The following is a 17,859-nucleotide window of genomic DNA, read 5'->3' as shown; positions in this document are numbered from 1 at the left end:
ATTATTTTCCAATAAATTTCGTTTCGAGATAGTTCATGAAGGTTTGCCGATAGAGGTCGCCGATAGGCAGATAGGTGTCGGCATCGAGGATGACGCGGTTCTTGTTCACTTCCTGTATCTTTTTCAGATTGATGATGTATGAACGGTGGATGCGCATGAAGATAGGTGTGGGCAGCCGTTCTTCGAGTTTTTTCATGCTGAGCAGCACGATGAGCGGCTTGGGATGTCCTTCGAGATGTATTTTCAGATACTCGCTCATGCCTTCGATGTAGCGTATGTCCTTGATATCGATGCGCACGATTTTGTGTTCGGTTTTGAGGAACAGCGTGTCATCTTCATCCACAGACGAAACGGCAGCCACGTTGCTCTGCTCATAGATTTTGAACAGTTTGGCAGCCACGCGCTCCACGTCTTCCTGTCCGAAGGGTTTCAGGAGATAGTCAACGGCATCGACGGTGAAACTTTCAACGGCATATTCCGAGTAGGCGGTGGTGAAAACGATGAGCGGGTTTTCGCCCGTGTCGTGTATGGCACGGACGAAGTCGAGCCCATTCATGTCGGGCATGTTGATGTCGGTAAAGACGGCGTCGATACTGTCAGTCTTGATGATGCCCAGTGCCTCACTGACACTCTGACAACTGGCAGCGAGTTCAAGGTATGGAATTTTCTTGATATAACCCTCGAGCTGTTGGAGCGCAAGTGGTTCGTCGTCGATGATAAGGCATTTAATCATGGTGTTGTTTTTTTATGAGGTGAGAGGGATGGTGAGGCTGACAGTGTAATCGTTGTCATCGTCCCGGATGTCAAGTTGATAGTCGGTTCCGTAGATGAGGTCGAGCCGTTGGCGTGTGTTCTTTATTCCAACACCTCCTTTGTCGGCCTTTTCCGGTTTTTCCGTTCGTTTCTTACTGTTCCGACAACTGAAGTGGAGTTTGTCGTCGTCAGTATGTATGCTCAGTTGTATGAACGATTCGTTCTCGTAGCTGATGCCGTGTTTGAACGCATTCTCCACGAAACTGATGAACAGCAGTGGTGGAATCTGTCGGTCGGGCATCGGTTCCCGGATGTCGGTTTCGATAGCCACTTTGTCGGAATAGCGGATGCGCATCAGTCGGATGTAGTTGCTGACAAAGTCGATGTCCTGTTGCAGGGGAACCAGATTTTTCGTCGCATCGTAGAGCACGTATCTCATGAGCTTGGACAATTGCAGGATGCTTGTCTGCGCTTTTTGCGGGTCGATATCGACCAGCGCGTGTATGTTGTTGAGCGTGTTCATGTGGGATTGTTTTGTGATTTCATAAATAATTGCAGCACAGATATTTATGCAATACCACCAAAGTTGAAAGGTACAAAAAAGTGCAATCCATCAAAAGGGCAAATCTAAGAGTTTTGCAGAGCAAAACCAGCCTTCAAAAGTGAGCAAGATTTAACAATTCATCAAGATTATTTAACTTTCAATTTTGAGGCATTTTTGCCGTTTGCCAAGTCTGGTTGACATTAGAAGCTCATTTTATGGCTTCGTTGATGACTCGAAAATCGGCTAAAAACAAGGTTCTTGTACCGCTATTGTATCTTGGGCACTCTAAGTGTCTGGGATTCAATGGCGGTTAATAATTCAAAGTCAACTTTGGATAATCCAAACGGCTGTCAACTTTCTTTTTTGTTGACTACTGTTTGTTTGCCGTGTCAATCGTACCAATGTTTATGTTCGCCAGACAGGTAATCTTTGGTTCATATTAATTGAAAAAGGTAGGGAAAAGAAAGGATGAGGTAACACTTTGAGGCAAAAAGGGGATTTCTTAGGCTGCTTTTATTCTTTTTCTTCAAAAAAGTTTGGCTATTCAAAATAAAAGCAGTACCTTTGCGCCACGAGAACCCGCCAAGCCTCTTCACAATGCTTAAATCGGCGGGTCGTTTTGTTTTATTATGGCACATTATACAAAGACATACTCATCACCAGCTCAGCTGGTGACATTGCTGCAATCTCGTGGACTCCACATTGAGAATGTCGCACGTACGGAGAACTATCTCCGCCACATCGGTTATTACAGATTTAGTGCTTATCTCTATCCTCTTTTGACAACACCGAAGGAAAATCATGTTTTCAAACCAGGAGCCACGTTCAATCAAGCCTTGGACATGTATCGCTTCGACAGGCATCTTCGCCTGCTGATGTTCAACGAGATTGAGAAGATTGAGATAGCCGTCCGTAGTGCCATTATCAACATAACGAGCCGTGAGACAGGGAATCCCTTTTGGATGACCGACCCGACGTGTTTCTATGATACCAGCACCTTTGCCAAGACAAAGCAGCTGATAGATGTAGAACTGGCAAAGTCGCGCGAAGATTTCATTGAACATTTCCGCAACACTTATTCTGACTCATACCCCCCTTCTTGGATGTTGGCTGAGATACTTCCCTTGGGTGTGCTGACAAGGATATACGATAACATCAGGAGCAACCAGATTCGAAAGAAGATAGCACAAGAGTTTTCCCTGGGAGTGCCAGTCTTTAACTCATGGATGACAATTATCACTGTTGCCAGAAACAACTGCGGTCATCACGCTCGCGTATGGAACCGTACATTTGCTCTGAGGGTTTTGACTCAGCGACGTATGGCGCGTCCTTGGATTGCAATTCCAGTCAACCAAAAGAAAGCCTATTTCAGTCTCTGTATCATTAAATTCTTCCTTGACATCATTTCGCCGAACAACGACATGAAGGCAAAGATTGATGCCCTACTCAGTTCCTACCCGTCCATTGACATCAATGCGATGGGCTTTCCTCGTGGTTGGGAGGCTGAGCCATTATGGAATACACCAATTGCTTGATATAAAAAGACAGATAAATCGGAATTTATGGAAATCAATAATAGACCCAACCCCAATGAGGCTTTTCCGAATCCGAAGATTCCAAGCCTCTGCTTCATCAAGAACGTGGTGAAGAACCCGCGTATCATCATCGGCGACTATACCTACTACGATGATGTGGATGGTGCTGACCAGTTTGAGAAGCATGTCACTCATTTCTACGACTTCATAGGTGACCGGCTGATTATTGGCAAATTCTGCGCTATTGCCAAGGGTGTGGAGTTTGTCATGAATGGAGCCAATCATAGGATGGACGGTGTGACAACCTATCCGTTTTATGTCATTGGTGGTGACTGGGGAAGTGCCATTGCTCCAGTGAAAGATGAATTGCCTCTGAAGGGTGATACCGTTGTGGGCAATGATGTCTGGATTGGCCAGCATGTTACCATCATGCCAGGCGTTCATATAGGCGACGGTGCAATTATCGGAGCCAACTCTGTTGTTGCCTCAGACATTCCTCCATACGCTGTTGCCGTGGGAAATCCCTGCCGAGTGGTCAGGATGCGTTTTGATGACGAATTCATCGCCTTTCTGCTGCAACTGAAATGGTGGGATTGGGACATTGAGAAAATTGAGCGCAATTTCAAAGCTTTGTCAAGTGGTGATTTATCATTGATCAGAAACCTATAAATTCGAATTTTATGGTAACTTGTTTTGATGTATGTGAGATTCTTGAAATGCTGTCTGAAGCATCTGTAAAGGTATTTTTGGACGGCGGTTGGGGTGTCGATGCACTTATAGGCAGAGAAACAAGAATACATAACGACATCGATCTGTTCGTAGAGAAGAAAGACTACTGTATAACCATATCCGTGATTACAGGGAAGGGATACAGAGAAGTTATAATGGACTATACGACCGACAGCCATACTGTCTGGAAAGATGACAACGGAAGAATAATCGATCTGCATTGTTTCGAATATGTCGAAGATGGAATTCTATATGACGGATACACTTTCCCAAGCGAAACTTTCTCAGGTAAAGGAAAAATCGGGAATATTGAGGTGTTCTGCATAAACCCGGAGGCACAGGTACAGTTCCATCTTGGATATGAATACGATGAAAATGATGTCCACGATGTTCTGTTGTTATGCAGAACTTTCAATCTTGAGATACCGGAGCAATATAAAACTCACATCTGATTCAATATGCTATGATTACTGATAGTTATGATATTGAAACTGAACCAATGATCAATCTGTTTGATTTCTACGGCAGACGTGGAGATTTTGCAGATATATGCCTGATAATATTCTCGAAGGAAATTCATCGGCATTTACTTGATTCCTACGAATCTGAAATTATTGCAACTATGTCGGCTTGCAATGGCGACACGCATATCTATAAAACAACTTATAAAGGAGTTACGATAACTTTCTACCTGTCAGGAATAGGTTCAGCAGTAGCATCCTCTCAATGTCATCTTGCAAGCTGGCTAACTGGAGCATCAAAGTTCATTATGTTCGGTTCCTGTGGCAGTCTTGACCGTACAACCACACAAGGTAGATTTATCATACCGACACAAAGTTACAGAGGGGACGGGTGTTCATATTATTTTGCAGCACCATCCGACTATATTGATATAGCCGCAAGCAAGGAACTTTCCATAATTTTCGACAAATTATCTGTACCATATATTACAGGTAAAATATGGACGACAGATTCGATGATCAGAGAAACAAAAGGACTTGTACGCAAACGTATGGAAGAAGGGTGCATCGCTGTAGAAATGGAATTGGCTGGAGTTCAATCTGTGTGCGACTTCTACAATTTGAAGTTGTATGCTTTTTTTGAAGCAGGTGACATTTTGGATACAAATGGATATGAAGCCAAAGGCTTGAACAATGCCAACCATAGTTTAAACAAACTTTATATTGCTTTAGAAACGGCAACCTACATCTGAAGTATATCAGAATTGTGAATTCCAATTTATCGGACTGCTATATCATATAGCAGCGGCCTATCTCGATATCCCTTGCTGGAACTTCTGTATTCGCCCATCATATCTGCCATCGGCAATGTCGTGGACTTCATGGTCGGCACGTCTGAGTTCGTTGGCATTGAACCTGCCCAAGGTGCTTGCCAGCCATACAAACCAGTCTGCCACCTGCTTCAAGGTGGCACTTGCCAGTTCGGCAAACATCTTCATGTAGTGCATGATGGCGTATGACTCATTGTCCCTGAAGATGTCACCATGCTTGCCACCACGACCTCCGAAGCCCGAATAGGCAAAGTCTTGGATGGCTTTGATGCAGAATTGCAAACCCTCGTCAATGCGGTAGATATAGGCAGACATGGCAAAGAACATCGGGTCTTGCCAGTTGCCACGCTCCTTAATGGTGTAGAAGTCCCGCAGCTTCTCGTCGGCTTTCGCTGACAGTTTACCCACCTCCTGTTTTTTTGCTTCAATAGTACAATCAAGAGATTGGGAGCGGTTCGTCTTGGTTCTGATGTCAAGGTCGAGCCGGTTGCTGCGCTCTGCTTTCGTGCGGTTGGCACTTGTCAGATAGTCGTGTTCCTTCCACAAGTCTGCCACTTCCGTTTTCGCCGCCTCGACCTCTGCATCCGCTTCTTCCTTCTCGGCGGCGGCTTTCTTTGCCTCTTCCTGGAGCTGCTTCTTCTTGTTCTCCTGCTTCTGGATGATGAAGTCGTTCCGTTCCAGATGGTCAATTCCTGTCTCAGACTTCTTCTGCCCTCGCTGCATGTCCAATGTCTCAGCTACCAAATCTTGGATGGCAGACATGTCCTCAGCATTCAACTTGAAGGACTTGCCCGTGTCGTGGTTCATCCAGTCCCAGATGATATGAGCATGGTAGTTCGGTTCCCACGATGCGGGGTCGTTAGTGTCCTCATAATGCCCCTCATCCTTATGGATGTGTATCTGTAAGGCTCTGATGCCCCACCTCTCATGCACTCTTTCGGCATAGCGCAAAAGGTCTTCCATCGTCGTGTCGGGCTTGATGTTCACAACACCTTCACGGATGGGGCTGCACCCCTGACGGACACGCTGCTTGCCTTTCTTGTCGGTAAACTTCACGTCCTTCTCCTGCATCGCCCTGCCAGTCTTCTGCTTCACCATGATACGGATGTCGTCATAGTGCTGCTGAAGACTGACACCCTCCATGTCAGGTGCGACATACACTTCATTCAGATGGGCCAGGTCTCTGCGGATGTAAAGCATGGCAGGATTGAGGGATGCGATGTAGTCTGCGTCCCTCCTGTTGTGCCGCTCACTCTGGGAGATGTTGCACGGCTTGATGTGCTCGGATGCTTTTGCTGTTGTTGCCATATTTCTGCTTTTGTGGATTTGCTGTATAATTGGTCATCGGGGTATCGGGGCGGAGCCTTGATTGGAGGGCGCAGGGAGAGAGTCACTTCCTGCTCAGGGGTCTTGGGGGCAGATGCCACTGAGCGGAGCGTCCAGAGAGAAGGTCACTCTTTGGTCCGGGTTCTCAGGGGTGAAACTCATGAGCGAGGTTTCGGGGCAGCGCCCTGAACGGGTCAAGGGCAGCGCCTTGTGGGTTCTTAGGGCAAAGCCATGAGTCCCTCGGAAGAGCCCACAACTACGAAAGCGGAGCGTGTAGTTATAGTGGGCTATAACAAGGCAAGCCTTTTTCTCCCCGCACCACGTCCCGGACTGCCACGCTGTGCTCATGCCTCTATTTCTTTCCCTACTGTCGATACCTCTTGGAGCAAGCTCTCGTCTTGATGGCAAGAAAGCTGCTGTGCCTCTTCCACGACAGTAGGTTGTTTGTTCTCTTCTCGCATACCATCAGACTGGAGATTGCTGCTTGTTGGATAATGGCGGTTGTCAGCAACAGTTTCGCTTGAAGACTGACAGACTGGACTCACGCGCTCGCGTAGATTATCATTAGATGGTAGGGAAAGAGAAGGAGTAAGGCAATGCTCCTTCTTCACTTCAGCCAGAAATTCGGACGATATGACCTTAGTCACGTTGCCTGTATCGGCAGAAGATCTCCCACCTGAATCTGTTGTTGGTGTCGGCTTGCAGACTTCAACTGTTTCTGCACTGCTTTTAGGTGGGACATGGTTAGTCTGTCTTGTCGGTTTCTCAATGGGTTTAACCATAGGGTTGCTGACAAAGAAAGGATTCTTGATTGTCCGCTGATCCGTGAACCAGACTGACAGGCACAACAGTGTGTGGATGGTCGTGCGGTTTGACGGTTCAGAACGGAGAATACCCATCTGATTGAACTCCCTGATGATTCTGGTGGCGGTCTTTCGGTTGCAACCCCACATCAGGGAAAGCTCGACCTTTGAAGCCATGAACTGCCCAGGCTGTAGGACAGCTGAGAAATGGGTCTTGGTCACGGTTGTCTGTTCCATGACCGCCAGACGGATGAAGGTCTTGAAACACTTCATACGGTTGATGTCCTGGCATTCATCCGACAGGTAATCATACTGTGCTTCATTCAGAAGCGTACTGTATCTGATATTGGCGTATCGCATAATGACAAGTGGTTTTAATGAGGAAGTGGGACTGTCATGTCCCACCTCCGAAAGTAAGAATCATTGTTGCTGGACGGCAGCTGGCTTGTGCCGTTTCTTCTCACGCATTTGCTCCAGATGGGCATCAAACTCTGCCTGTTCCTGCTCGGAGAGGGTATAAGGCTTGTCGTATGCCCCTCCGCTCTGGATCCACTCAATGAGTTCCTTCTTAAAGAAGTAGAGCTTGTTGCCACGCTTGCGGTATGGGATGCGTCGCTCAGAGGTGAGAGAGTACATCGTGGAGCGTTTCTTGCCAATGAACTGACAAGCTTCGTCCATCGTCATCATCTGGTCATCATCCTGGATTGGGGATGAACCGTCCGCTTCCTTTTTTTCGTCAAGGCGGCTAATCACATAGTCCACCTTGGTCAGGAGTTCACCGACTGCCTTGGGCAACTGGTCGAACGAGAGATTGTTTGTTACATTATCCATGTGATTGAATTGAAGTTGATAAATGAATGGTATATCAATGAGCAAGTGTTTCTTTGTCTGTAGTGGCACTTTCACTGGCATCATCCTTCAATGAAATGCGCTCTGATGCGTCACGTTTCAGTTCGTTGACCACCTCTGCATACACCTGTGTTGTGGCAAGGTTGCTGTGGGTAAGCAGCTTGCTTACGGTGTAGATGTCCGTTCCTCCTGCCAGTTGCAAGGTGGCGAATGTATGACGGAAGCAGTGAAAAGTGATATGCTTGGTGATGCCAGCAGCCTTTATCCAGTCTTTGAGGTGGGCGGCAACCAGGTTTGGTGTCAGTTTCTTGAATACCTGCCCCTCTCCACGATCGCCGCACAGGGCAAGTGCCTCCTCGCTGATTGGCAGGATGGCATCGGTCTTTGTCTTCTTGGTGGTGATGTCAAGCACCCAGCCGCCATCGCCCGACTTCTTGATGTTCTCCCACTGGAGCAGGATGCAGTCGGACAGGCGAAGACCCGTAAGGCAGGAGAACAGTCCGGCACGGCGTAGCACATCACTCTTACACTCAGCCTTGGACAGCGCAACAAGTTCCTCCTTGGTCAGGTACTGCCGCTTGTTGCCGTGTCCTTTAGCCTTGACAAGTTTCTTGGCTATGTTCTCCTTGATATGTCCGTCATCGTATGCCATACGAAGGGCGGCTTTCAGCTTTACGAGGTGGTTATTGGCGGTGGTGGGCATCATCGGCTTGCCGTTATGATAGCACTCTGCCGACAAAAGATAATCAACAAACTTCTGGCAATACGCTACATCGAGGTCGCAGAAGCGACACTCGCCACCCGAATATTTGACGAAGTGCTTGTAGGCAGCCTCCCAGTTTGCCTTGTTGGTTGTCTTGTTCATACACTGCTTGAAGTAGTCAAGAAAGCTCTCCTGACCTTTGGAGCGGTCGAGGAAACCGAACTCCTCGTTGATGATGGACTCCGTGCGGCGGCACTTGATAAGCTCTGCCTTCTGCATGATACTGCGGTTGTACTCCTGCTGAAACTTCTCAGTAGGGTTGGAATAAATGTATAAGCCTAGATACTCGCGTCGTGACAGACGGCCAGTCTTCGGGTTGCGGATTGGTGGGTAGAAATCGAGATAAAGGGATGTCTGCCCGTTCTTGATGGGTCGCTTCCGCACTGTGACCTTGGTACATAAATTCGTCATATCTGCTATTTTATATTGTTATTACATTTGTCTATATTCGGTTGTCCTTTGCTGCCCTTCATGGGCGGTCTGGACTTCAAGCGATTGCAAAGTTACGCCCTTTGTTTAGGTTGCGCCTAAAATGTTGACCCTCAATGCATCATATTTAACCTGAGTTAGCGTTTGAGTATGAAATTGCTGCGAAAATCATACTATAAACGGGGCTGATAGTTGCACTGCATTTATTATTGCCATTGGCTTCAAGACACTTCCAAAGGAGGGGTACATCTTTTTCGGACGGCACTGCAAAGTTAGAGAGAGCAAAGCTACAATCGGGGTACAACGGTCTAAAACCAGCCGTTTTGAGCCTCGGATTGCAGGATTGGTTCTAACCATCGCTGCAAGTAGTACCAACATTTGTATTCTCATATCCAGCTTCATGTCCGTTTCGCCTTGGTGCTGGCACTCGTTTTCTCGGCATTCTTTCGGGCTGCTTCCCAGTCCGCTTTGAGGTAGAGATTAGCCCTGCCACCTTTGGTTTTCTTGATGCGGACACCGTGTGTCTCGGCAAAACGGCGTACTTGCGTCTTACCCAGACCATACTTCTGCATGATGTCGAAGCAGGTGTAGTATGCTTCCTGCTGTGCCTTGCCTTGTTCCTCATCGTACTTGGCAATAGCCTTCTCAACATCCTTTTTCCTGAAGGCAGTCGTACCCCAGGCATGAACGGATGCCAACTGATAGCGGTTGCGTATCTCATACAGGCGACCGTACTTGATGTTGAACTTGCTCATTACCTCTGCCATAGTATAATGGGTTTTGTGAGTAACATCTTCAGGGGCTTTCTCACTGGCTGGTGTCATGCGGCACTTGGCTCTCTTGTTCACGTTGCCCGTCTCTGGCTTGGCAGTAGTTATACTATTCTTCTTTTCCCTTTTGTTATTATTAAAAGGAAGGGATGAAGAAGGTAGCACGACATTACCACCTTGCCTTTGGGCAAAGTCTGTAAGTTCCTGTAGGCTGATGCGTGTCATCCGCTTGCCGAGGTTGACGGCTTTCAGTCTGCCGGAGGCAATAAGCAGTCGCACCATCTTTGAGCTGACAGAGATGGCAACGGAGGCATCCTTCACGGACAGAAGGATGTTAGGAATTTGTGAAGTTTGATTCTTGCCCATATCGAGTAATTTTGTCAATTTCTGCCGTTTTTCGGGGGATGGTCCCTGACGGAAACCAATTAAGCGGATTTAAGAGGAAATAAGGTGATTTAAGGGAACACCCTACGAACCCTCTGCTCATCCACCCGAGGTACAATGGCGGTACAAAATTACTCTAAAAGGGGCAAACGCGCAATAGGCAAAGAATAAGGTTAGTTAAGCGGAGTTAATTGTAAGACAGCGTTTTACACGATTTGATTTAAGGTTTGTTTCGGTTTGTTTTGACCTAATTTAATCGGTGAAGAATCCATGAGGAAGTGCGGGTTGATCTGGTATTTCAGATATTGCAACTGTTGCTCAAGGTTTTTTCTTTCAAGTTCGCGAATGGCTTTCGCCGTATTCTCGTTCTTGAAATAATATTTTAAGCCGAGGTTCATGCCGAACATGAGTATGAGAATGAACACGGCAATCAGTTGATGCTGCTCGAGTGGCGGCGGTGGCGGCATCCGGTGTCGCTTTCCTACTGCCTGCTTGTCAGGTGATACGTTTCCGTTCTTTATTGGTGATGGGTGTCTGTCCTTGTCGTGTATTTCCCGTCTGGGAGGTAGTGGTGGCTTGTGTTGGCTCTCGAAGAGTACGACCCCCAGCAAGAGGAGCGCTGTGATGAGGAGGTATAGCAGTTTCTTCCGTTTGTAGATGAGCAGGGGGGCGAGCAGGAAGTTGTGCAGCAGGAAAATGGCGAGGAATACCGCAAACATTTTCCATATCTGCATGATTTCATTCCAGTTGAACGGTGTCGTAGCATCTGTAGCCGTTCGTATGTACAGACTTAGGAGAGGGGCTATGAACAAGATTATCCATAGCCCGAGGTAAATAAGATTCTCTTTCAGACAGTTTCTTTTCATGACGTTTTAATGTTATGGCATCATTCCTCCCATTGGGCCTCCGCCTCCGCCCATGCCGCTATAGTTGCTGGTGGTGACCATTTTCGAGAGTGTGGCGCTGAACAGATTGCTGCCGCCACTGACCGTTGCTCCTGTTACGAACCCGTTGAAGCTGCTTCCACCACTGACTGTTGCACCGGAAGAAACCGTGCATTTGCTGCCTTTTGCCAATCCCGGCGACGAGAGCAAGAGGGTATATTGACTGTATGCGCGTGGCAGTTTGAACGCGAAGAGATTGGTGCCCGAACTGTTTGCAAGTGCGATGTAGGTGTCTGACGACAGGTTGGTGCCTCCGAGGATGACTGCCGGTTGCTTGCAGGCACTTTCTGTCGGGGTGGAGGTGTCGCCTCCGATACCGATTACGGTTCCGCCTGTGATGGTGAATGTGCTGTTGTCGCAGTCGAATCCGCCTTCTGGTTGTGTTGAGCCGATGGCAATGACCACTCCTCCGCTGACGATCAGTGTGCCGTTAGAGTCGATGGCGTCGTTGTTGGTGGCATAGCAGAATGTTTCTCCACCCGTGAATTTGAGTCCATTCGCAGCGTTGATAGCATCGTCGTAGGTGTAAACCTGTACGGTTCCTCCACTGACGGTCATGATGTTTTTGCTCTCAATACCTTCCGAGTTGACACCACCTGTGCAGCGTACCATGATGTTTCCGCCGTAGATGTTCAGGTTGTTGTCTGCTTTAATACCTTTCGGTGACGTTTTGTAGGCATCGGGTATGCGGTCGGGGTCGTTGACGTTGGAATACTGTCCGTAGGCGTAGATTTTTCCTGTCGTAATCACTTTCACCGTTCCGCCGTTGAAATTGAGGTCGATGTCACCACTGATGCCTTTTCCTCCTTTTCCTGTACTCTTGAGCAGCAGTTCTCCATTATTCATGTTGAAAGTGCTGTCGCATTTCACTGCCGCACAGGCTTTCACTTCATTGTCCGTATCGTCCCATTCGCCGTCGCCGCTTGTCAGGACGGTTGTCCGTCCGCCATTGATTTCGATGGTTCCATCGCTCGACAATCCTTTGGCAGCCGTTCCGCTCACCTCCACGTTGATGACACCTCCGTTGACGATGATGGAGTCATTGGCTTTGATGCCGTTGCCGGCAGTTGATTTCACGTATATGTTATTTCCCGGACGAAATTTCACGTAGTCATCGCTGGCGATACCTGCCTTGCAGTTGGCATAGATTTCGAGTGTGCCATTGCCGCTGAAGAGCAGTTTGCCTTCTCCGAAAATGGTTCCTTTCATGTCTTCCTCACCGTATTTTGTGTATGACGTGCCGTCGGTAAGCTTATTGGCGGTTCCCTGTACTATATTAATATAGGTGCGTTTTTTGCTCTGACTGTTAATCGCAGGTCCACTCGGGTTGGTGATATCCACACCATTGAGGTTGATTTCGAACTTCTTGTCGCTGTAGATTTTGAACGACCCGTTTGTGGTGGAGCCGCTCAGGTCATATCTCACTCCTTTGACAGTCGAATTAACGGTCACGTTTGCACCGTTGGTTTCTATAGTCACACCGTCTATCGTACCGCTGACGGTAGTTGAGGTTCCTGTGTAGTTGATGGAAATCACGTCATCGAAGGTGTTGTTTTCCAGAATATCCTCATCGTCGGCAGCATAAGTTTCCGTCTCGCTGAGTGCCACCTTGTTGACGGCAACATCGAACGAGGTCAGTTCCCCGATATTGGCAGACGTTCCACCTTCTGCTTCAGGGAAAGACATTCCCGGGTCGAAATCAGCAGTGATGTCATTATCCGTAGTGCAGGCAACAATCATTGCCGTCACCAGCAGCGTCCATATAAATCTGAATCTTTTCATCATGCAATCCTTTCTTTTTTGTGTTAATACCTTGTTGATGTTGCAAAGGAAAGCTGATTTCTTCTCATTTGCAAAAACAATCAGCGGATTGGCTGTTTTCTTCAGTGAAAGGTGTGGTTCTGTTTCGTCTGTCGTTAGTGCAAAGATACGGGAAAATAATGAAAAACAAATGAATTTGCTTTGTTTTTCGCTCGATTTTTTTCGTAACATTGGCTTCGCCCAAGTTTTTCGCATAGCTCAAGGGAACTTCTCACGCGGAAAAACTCAAATAAAATTTGGTTTTTCGCTCACTTAATCGTAACTTTGTAACGTCGTAATAGATTGTGAAATAGAAAGAATATGGATGAAAATATAGAAGAAATGCCTCAGCAGGAGGAAGAAGCAAGAAGTGATTATCGCCCGGGAAATAAGTTTGATGCATCAGCCGTCCGTCATTTGAGTGGAATGTATGAGACTTGGTTCTTGGATTACGCCAGTTACGTTATCCTCGAGCGTGCCGTACCCCATATCAGCGACGGACTGAAACCCGTGCAGCGACGCATCCTGCATTCGATGAAACGGATGGATGACGGGCGCTATAACAAGGTGGCGAACATCGTCGGACATACCATGCAGTTCCACCCCCACGGCGATGCCTCAATAGGCGACGCCTTGGTGCAGATGGGACAGAAAGACCTGCTGGTGGATACGCAGGGAAACTGGGGAAACATCCTGACGGGTTCGAGTGCCGCTGCTCCACGATACATCGAGGCACGGCTGTCGAAATTCGCTTTGGACGTGGTGTTCAATCCGAAGACCACCGACTGGAAAATGTCGTACGACGGGCGCAACAAAGAGCCTATCACCCTGCCCGTGAAGTTCCCGTTGCTGCTGGCTCAGGGAGCCGAAGGCATTGCCGTCGGACTCTCGTCAAAGATTCTTCCGCACAATTTCAACGAACTTTGCGACGCGGCGATTAAAAGTCTGCGTGGCGAAGAGTTTGAACTCTATCCGGATTTCCCCACAGGCGGTTCTATCGATGTGTCGAAATACAATGGCGGACAGCGTGGCGGCAGTCTGAAGGTGCGTGCCAAGATAGAAAAACTCGACCAGAAGACACTCGTCATACGCGAAATACCTTTCTCAAAAACGTCAGAGTCACTGATAGAGAGCATCACCAAAGCCATAGAGAAAGGTAAAATCAAGGCACGCAAGGTGGAAGACCTCACCGCCGCCAGCGTCGAGATACAGATACACCTCGCACCGGGCATCTCGAGCGACAAAACGATTGATGCGCTCTATGCCTTCACTGACTGCGAAATCAATATCTCGCCGAACTGCTGCGTGATAGAAGACAACAAACCGAAGTTCCTGACCGTCAGCGACGTGCTGAAGAAATCGGCAGAACAGACGAAGCGGCTCCTCAAGCGCGAACTGGAGATTCGGAAAGACGAATTGCTCGAGCAACTCCATTTCGCTTCATTGGAAAAAATATTCATTGAGGAGCGTATCTATAAAGGCGAACCTTTCGAGAACGCACCGACCGTCGATGCTGCCTGCGAATATATCGACGAGCGGCTGACACCGTTCTATCCGCAGATGATTCGCGAGGTGACCAAGGACGATATCCTGCGGTTGCTGGAAATCAAGATGCAGCGCATTCTCAAGTTCAACAGCGACAAGGCTGACGAAGCCATCGCAAAGATGAAGGCAGAGGTGAAGGGCATCAACCGCGACCTGGCACACATGACGGACGTGGCGGTGAAGTGGTTCGAATATGTCAGGGAGAAATATGGAGCCGACCATCCACGGCAGACGGAAATCAAGAACTTCGACACGATTGAGGCGGTAAAGGTGGTTGAGGCAAACGAAAAACTCTATATCAACCGCCAGGAGGGATTCATCGGAACGGCACTCAAACGCGACGAGTTCGTCTGCAACTGCTCCGACATCGATGACATTATTATATTTTATAAGGACGGAAAATACAAGGTGGTGCGTATAGCCGACAAGCTGTTTGTTGGGAAAAACATCGTGCATCTGCAGGTGTTCAAGAAAAACGACAAGCGCACAATCTACAACGTGGTCTATCGCGATGGCAAGCAGGGAACGTATTTCATCAAGCGCTTCTTCGTCTCGTCCATCACCCGCGACCGCGAATACGATGTCACACAGGGCACACCAGGCTCGAAAATCGTCTATATGACCGCCAATCCGAACGGCGAGGCGGAAGTGATCAAAGCCATTTTCGATCCCGCTGCAAACCGCAAGCGCCCGTTCGTCTTGAAAGACTTCTCCGAAGTTCCCATCAAGGGGCGCATCTCTAAGGGAAACATACTGAGTAAATATCCGCTGACACGCGTCGGACTGAAGAGTCATGGTCATTCCACGCTCGGAGGACGCAAGGTGTGGTATGACCCCGACGTGAACCGTCTGAACTACGACGAGCACGGACTGCTGCTCGGAGAATTCAACGAAGACGACTCCATCCTGATTGTCCTGAAGAACGGCGACTTCTATATCACCAACTTCGATGTGAACAACCATTATGAAGACAACATCGAGCGCATCGAGAAATATGATAAGGACAAGGTATGGACAGCCGTCCTGTTCGATGCCGACAACAAGAACCAACTCTATGCCAAGCGCTTCCTGATGGAGGCAACCAAGCGCCACCAGAACTGGTTCAGCGACAATCCTGAGTCGAAACTCCTCTATCTGAGCGATCGTCCCTATCCTCGCATTCGGGTGAATTTCGGCGGCAATGATGTGTTCCGCACACCGATGGAGATAGAGCTGGAGCAGTTCGTCGGCATAAAAGGATTCAAGGCACACGGCAAACGTGTGACTGCCTGGAACGTGGACTATATCGAAGAACTGGAGCCGACCCGCTTCCCGGAGCCACCAGCGCAGGAGGAACAGCCGGCGGAGGAAACTGAAGAGGCGGATGAGGAGACTGTGAACATACCCGTTTCGGACGAACCGAACGGTGAACATAACGAACAGAATACACAACTAAGTCTTTTCCCTGATGAAGAATAAATGGATTTTTCTGCTGCTCACCATTCCGCTGTGGACTTTCGCACAGAGCGAGAAGGGCAATCCCAATGACTGGCACGGTGCATCGGGCACTCGGGTAGTCAACGGAACCAATGTGAAAATGTTGGGAATAGGCGTGGGAAATATCCTGGACACTTACATCTCGCCCGAGAAATACAAGGGACTGGACCTGCGCTATATCTCCATGACCGACCGGCAGAGCAACCGTCATAAGCACATCTCCTATCGGACGGTCCATCAGGGGGAATTCAACTACACCCACAACCGTGCCGACAACAACAACGAACTGGGCGGCTTGTACAACTTCCAGTATGCCGTGCACTACAACTGGAGCCTGTTCAGCAACCAGCTGCAGGTGCATGCGGGTGGTGGCATCGATGCCAGTCTCGGCTTTCTCTATAACACCCGCAACCAGAACAACCCCGCTCAGGCACGCCTCTCCGTCAATCTCGCACCATCGGCAGGCATCCGCTACGAGATGTGGGCATTTAAGAAACACTGCCACCTGAACTACGACGTGCAGTTTCCGCTCGTCGGCGTGATGTTCTCACCCAACTACGGACAGTCTTACTACGAGATTTTCAACGAGGGAAACTACGACCACAACATCGTGCCGACCACTATCGTGAGCACCCCCTCGTTCCGACACATGCTCTCTTTCGACTTCCCCGTGGCAAAGACATGGGTGCGCATCGGCTACTACGGCGACTATCAGCAGGCGAAGGTGAACAACCTGAAATATCATAACTACAGCCACATGATTGTCATCGGTATCGTCAAAAACTTCTCCCTAACCCATCTGCTCCCATGAAAAAGATTCTATACCTCCTGTTATGCCTGACTTTCCCCCTCGCCTCGTGCATCGACGAGGACGAATTTCCCGACACACCGCACGGAAATTTCGAAGCGTTGTGGAAAATCATGGACGAGCACTACTGCTTTTTCGATTATAAAAAGCAAACGCTGGGCGTGGATTGGAACGAGGTCTATGCGCGCTATTCCCGCCAGTTCGATGACGGAATGACAGAACATCAGCAGTTTGAAGTGCTGAGCAACATGCTCTCAGAACTGCGCGACGGGCACGTCAATCTCTATTCCTCCTTCGACATGGCACGCAACTGGTCGTGGCACGAAGACTATCCCAAGAACTTCTCCGACACCCTCCAGCGCCATTACCTCGGAACCGACTATCTCATAGCGACGGGACTGCGCTACAAGATACTCGACGACAACATCGGGTATATCTATTGCGGGTCGTTCGCCAACGACTTCGGGTCGGGCAATCTCGACGACATCCTCAACTATATGCTCACCTGCAACGCGTTGATTATTGACGTGCGCAACAACGGTGGCGGAATGATTACCTCTGCCGAGAAACTCGCGGCACGCTTCACCAACAAAGAGATACTCGTGGGATACATGCAGCATAAGAAAGGAAAAGGACACAACGACTTCTCGAAGATGGAGGAGCAGCGCCTGAAACCCTCCACTGGACTGCGATGGCACAAGAAGGTGTGTGTGCTGACCAACCGCTCGGTGTTCAGCGCAGCCAACGAGTTCGTCAAATACATGAAATGCTGTCCCAACGTCATCGTCGTAGGCGACCGCACGGGTGGCGGCGCCGGTATGCCGTTCTCCAGCGAGCTGCCCGGCGGATGGAGTGTACGCTTCTCTGCCTGTCCGATGTACGACGTTAACAAACAGGTGACGGAGTTCGGCATCGACCCCGACCATCGGGTAGATATGCTGCAGGCAGACCAGCTGCGCAATGAAGACACCATCATCGAATATGCCCGCCGCCTGCTGAGGGAATAGACGCTGAGCTAATTGATAATGGATAATGGACAATTGATAAATATGGTTAGGGATATTCTAATTGATAATTGATAATGGATAAATATGATTACTCCAAGCACCC

At 48.6% G+C, this 17,859-nt stretch carries 16 protein-coding genes; 7 read left to right on the top strand and 9 right to left on the bottom strand.

Annotated elements, in window-relative coordinates; translation table 11 throughout:
• Position 1: 1 nt before the first annotated feature.
• Together GRF55_RS10340 and GRF55_RS10335 are read right to left on the bottom strand one after the other, a co-directional pair.
• Positions 2-733 carry a LytTR family DNA-binding domain-containing protein gene (locus GRF55_RS10340; protein ID WP_220368327.1) on the bottom strand — a complete coding sequence of 244 codons (732 nt, stop codon included), beginning with the start codon at positions 731-733 and terminating at the stop codon, positions 2-4.
• Between the two features lie 12 nt (positions 734-745).
• Positions 746-1,276: a sensor histidine kinase gene (locus tag GRF55_RS10335; protein ID WP_220368326.1), complete on the bottom strand. Its 531-nt coding sequence runs from the start codon at positions 1,274-1,276 to the stop codon at positions 746-748.
• Between the two features lie 650 nt (positions 1,277-1,926).
• Between GRF55_RS10335 and GRF55_RS10330 the strand changes: the two genes are divergently transcribed.
• The 4 genes from GRF55_RS10330 to GRF55_RS10315 are packed head-to-tail and all read left to right on the top strand — an operon-like array spanning position 1,927 to position 4,774.
• On the top strand, positions 1,927-2,832 hold the full coding sequence (locus GRF55_RS10330; RefSeq protein WP_220368325.1) for an Abi family protein: 906 nt from the start codon (positions 1,927-1,929) through the stop codon (positions 2,830-2,832).
• 27 nt (positions 2,833-2,859) lie between these two features.
• Positions 2,860-3,501 carry a Vat family streptogramin A O-acetyltransferase gene (locus tag GRF55_RS10325; RefSeq protein ID WP_193215894.1) on the top strand — a complete coding sequence of 214 codons (642 nt, stop codon included), beginning with the start codon at positions 2,860-2,862 and terminating at the stop codon, positions 3,499-3,501.
• 11 nt (positions 3,502-3,512) lie between these two features.
• The gene (locus GRF55_RS10320) at positions 3,513-4,013 is read left to right on the top strand and encodes a nucleotidyltransferase domain-containing protein (protein ID WP_028912861.1); all 501 of its coding nucleotides are present in this window, start codon (positions 3,513-3,515) and stop codon (positions 4,011-4,013) included.
• 11 nt (positions 4,014-4,024) lie between these two features.
• Entirely contained in the window at positions 4,025-4,774 is a 750-nt protein-coding gene (locus tag GRF55_RS10315) for a nucleoside phosphorylase (RefSeq protein WP_028912860.1), read from the top strand.
• A 57-nt stretch (positions 4,775-4,831) separates the two neighbouring features.
• On the opposite strand, the gene GRF55_RS10310 is transcribed toward GRF55_RS10315, so the two are convergent.
• From GRF55_RS10310 to GRF55_RS10280, 7 genes are all read right to left on the bottom strand, one after another.
• Complete coding sequence (locus tag GRF55_RS10310; protein WP_220368324.1) at positions 4,832-6,160, bottom strand: plasmid recombination protein; 1,329 nt, start codon at positions 6,158-6,160, stop codon at positions 4,832-4,834.
• Positions 6,161-6,522: 362 nt separating this feature from the next.
• A complete protein-coding gene (locus tag GRF55_RS10305) occupies positions 6,523-7,341 on the bottom strand; it encodes a hypothetical protein (RefSeq protein WP_220368323.1) in 819 nt (272 codons plus the stop codon).
• 60 nt (positions 7,342-7,401) lie between these two features.
• Positions 7,402-7,812 (bottom strand): helix-turn-helix domain-containing protein, encoded by a 411-nt coding sequence (locus GRF55_RS10300; RefSeq protein ID WP_220368322.1) that lies wholly within the window; start codon positions 7,810-7,812, stop codon positions 7,402-7,404.
• A 34-nt stretch (positions 7,813-7,846) separates the two neighbouring features.
• A complete protein-coding gene (locus tag GRF55_RS10295) occupies positions 7,847-9,004 on the bottom strand; it encodes a site-specific integrase (RefSeq protein WP_220368321.1) in 1,158 nt (385 codons plus the stop codon).
• A 416-nt stretch (positions 9,005-9,420) separates the two neighbouring features.
• Positions 9,421-10,158: a helix-turn-helix domain-containing protein gene (locus GRF55_RS10290; RefSeq protein WP_220368320.1), complete on the bottom strand. Its 738-nt coding sequence runs from the start codon at positions 10,156-10,158 to the stop codon at positions 9,421-9,423.
• Between the two features lie 224 nt (positions 10,159-10,382).
• Positions 10,383-11,042 carry a histidine kinase gene (locus tag GRF55_RS10285; protein ID WP_220368319.1) on the bottom strand — a complete coding sequence of 220 codons (660 nt, stop codon included), beginning with the start codon at positions 11,040-11,042 and terminating at the stop codon, positions 10,383-10,385.
• Between the two features lie 12 nt (positions 11,043-11,054).
• A complete protein-coding gene (locus GRF55_RS10280; RefSeq protein WP_220368318.1) occupies positions 11,055-12,905 on the bottom strand; it encodes a carbohydrate-binding domain-containing protein in 1,851 nt (616 codons plus the stop codon).
• Between the two features lie 336 nt (positions 12,906-13,241).
• Between GRF55_RS10280 and GRF55_RS10275 the strand changes: the two genes are divergently transcribed.
• Genes GRF55_RS10275 through GRF55_RS10265 form a run of 3 tightly spaced genes read left to right on the top strand, consistent with a single transcriptional unit; the run spans position 13,242 to position 17,756 of the window.
• On the top strand, positions 13,242-15,923 hold the full coding sequence (locus GRF55_RS10275) for a DNA gyrase/topoisomerase IV subunit A (RefSeq protein ID WP_220368317.1): 2,682 nt from the start codon (positions 13,242-13,244) through the stop codon (positions 15,921-15,923).
• Positions 15,913-16,752, top strand: a complete 840-nt coding sequence (locus tag GRF55_RS10270) for a DUF3316 domain-containing protein (protein WP_220368316.1) — start codon at positions 15,913-15,915, stop codon at positions 16,750-16,752. Before GRF55_RS10275 ends, GRF55_RS10270 begins: the two co-directional genes overlap by 11 nt.
• Positions 16,749-17,756 (top strand): S41 family peptidase, encoded by a 1,008-nt coding sequence (locus GRF55_RS10265; RefSeq protein WP_220368315.1) that lies wholly within the window; start codon positions 16,749-16,751, stop codon positions 17,754-17,756. Before GRF55_RS10270 ends, GRF55_RS10265 begins: the two co-directional genes overlap by 4 nt.
• The last annotated feature ends 103 nt before the right edge of the window (positions 17,757-17,859 follow it).

The sequence above is a fragment of the Prevotella sp. Rep29 genome, assembly GCF_019551475.1.
Lineage (GTDB): Bacteria > Bacteroidota > Bacteroidia > Bacteroidales > Bacteroidaceae > Prevotella.
Note: the sequence above shows the minus strand (reverse complement) of the source record. Positions and strands in the feature narration are given on the sequence as shown.

Bases quoted from the DNA above. Each gene is read 5' to 3' on its own strand.
- GRF55_RS10340 (WP_220368327.1), bottom strand. From the start codon at position 733: ATGATTAAATGCCTTATCATCGACGACGAACCACTTGCGCTCCAACAG.
- GRF55_RS10335 (WP_220368326.1), bottom strand. From the start codon at position 1,276: ATGAACACGCTCAACAACATACACGCGCTGGTCGATATCGACCCGCAA.
- GRF55_RS10330 (WP_220368325.1), top strand. From the start codon at position 1,927: ATGGCACATTATACAAAGACATACTCATCACCAGCTCAGCTGGTGACA.
- GRF55_RS10325 (WP_193215894.1), top strand. From the start codon at position 2,860: ATGGAAATCAATAATAGACCCAACCCCAATGAGGCTTTTCCGAATCCG.
- GRF55_RS10320 (WP_028912861.1), top strand. From the start codon at position 3,513: ATGGTAACTTGTTTTGATGTATGTGAGATTCTTGAAATGCTGTCTGAA.
- GRF55_RS10315 (WP_028912860.1), top strand. From the start codon at position 4,025: ATGATTACTGATAGTTATGATATTGAAACTGAACCAATGATCAATCTG.
- GRF55_RS10310 (WP_220368324.1), bottom strand. From the start codon at position 6,160: ATGGCAACAACAGCAAAAGCATCCGAGCACATCAAGCCGTGCAACATC.
- GRF55_RS10305 (WP_220368323.1), bottom strand. From the start codon at position 7,341: ATGCGATACGCCAATATCAGATACAGTACGCTTCTGAATGAAGCACAG.
- GRF55_RS10300 (WP_220368322.1), bottom strand. From the start codon at position 7,812: ATGGATAATGTAACAAACAATCTCTCGTTCGACCAGTTGCCCAAGGCA.
- GRF55_RS10295 (WP_220368321.1), bottom strand. From the start codon at position 9,004: ATGACGAATTTATGTACCAAGGTCACAGTGCGGAAGCGACCCATCAAG.
- GRF55_RS10290 (WP_220368320.1), bottom strand. From the start codon at position 10,158: ATGGGCAAGAATCAAACTTCACAAATTCCTAACATCCTTCTGTCCGTG.
- GRF55_RS10285 (WP_220368319.1), bottom strand. From the start codon at position 11,042: ATGAAAAGAAACTGTCTGAAAGAGAATCTTATTTACCTCGGGCTATGG.
- GRF55_RS10280 (WP_220368318.1), bottom strand. From the start codon at position 12,905: ATGATGAAAAGATTCAGATTTATATGGACGCTGCTGGTGACGGCAATG.
- GRF55_RS10275 (WP_220368317.1), top strand. From the start codon at position 13,242: ATGGATGAAAATATAGAAGAAATGCCTCAGCAGGAGGAAGAAGCAAGA.
- GRF55_RS10270 (WP_220368316.1), top strand. From the start codon at position 15,913: ATGAAGAATAAATGGATTTTTCTGCTGCTCACCATTCCGCTGTGGACT.
- GRF55_RS10265 (WP_220368315.1), top strand. From the start codon at position 16,749: ATGAAAAAGATTCTATACCTCCTGTTATGCCTGACTTTCCCCCTCGCC.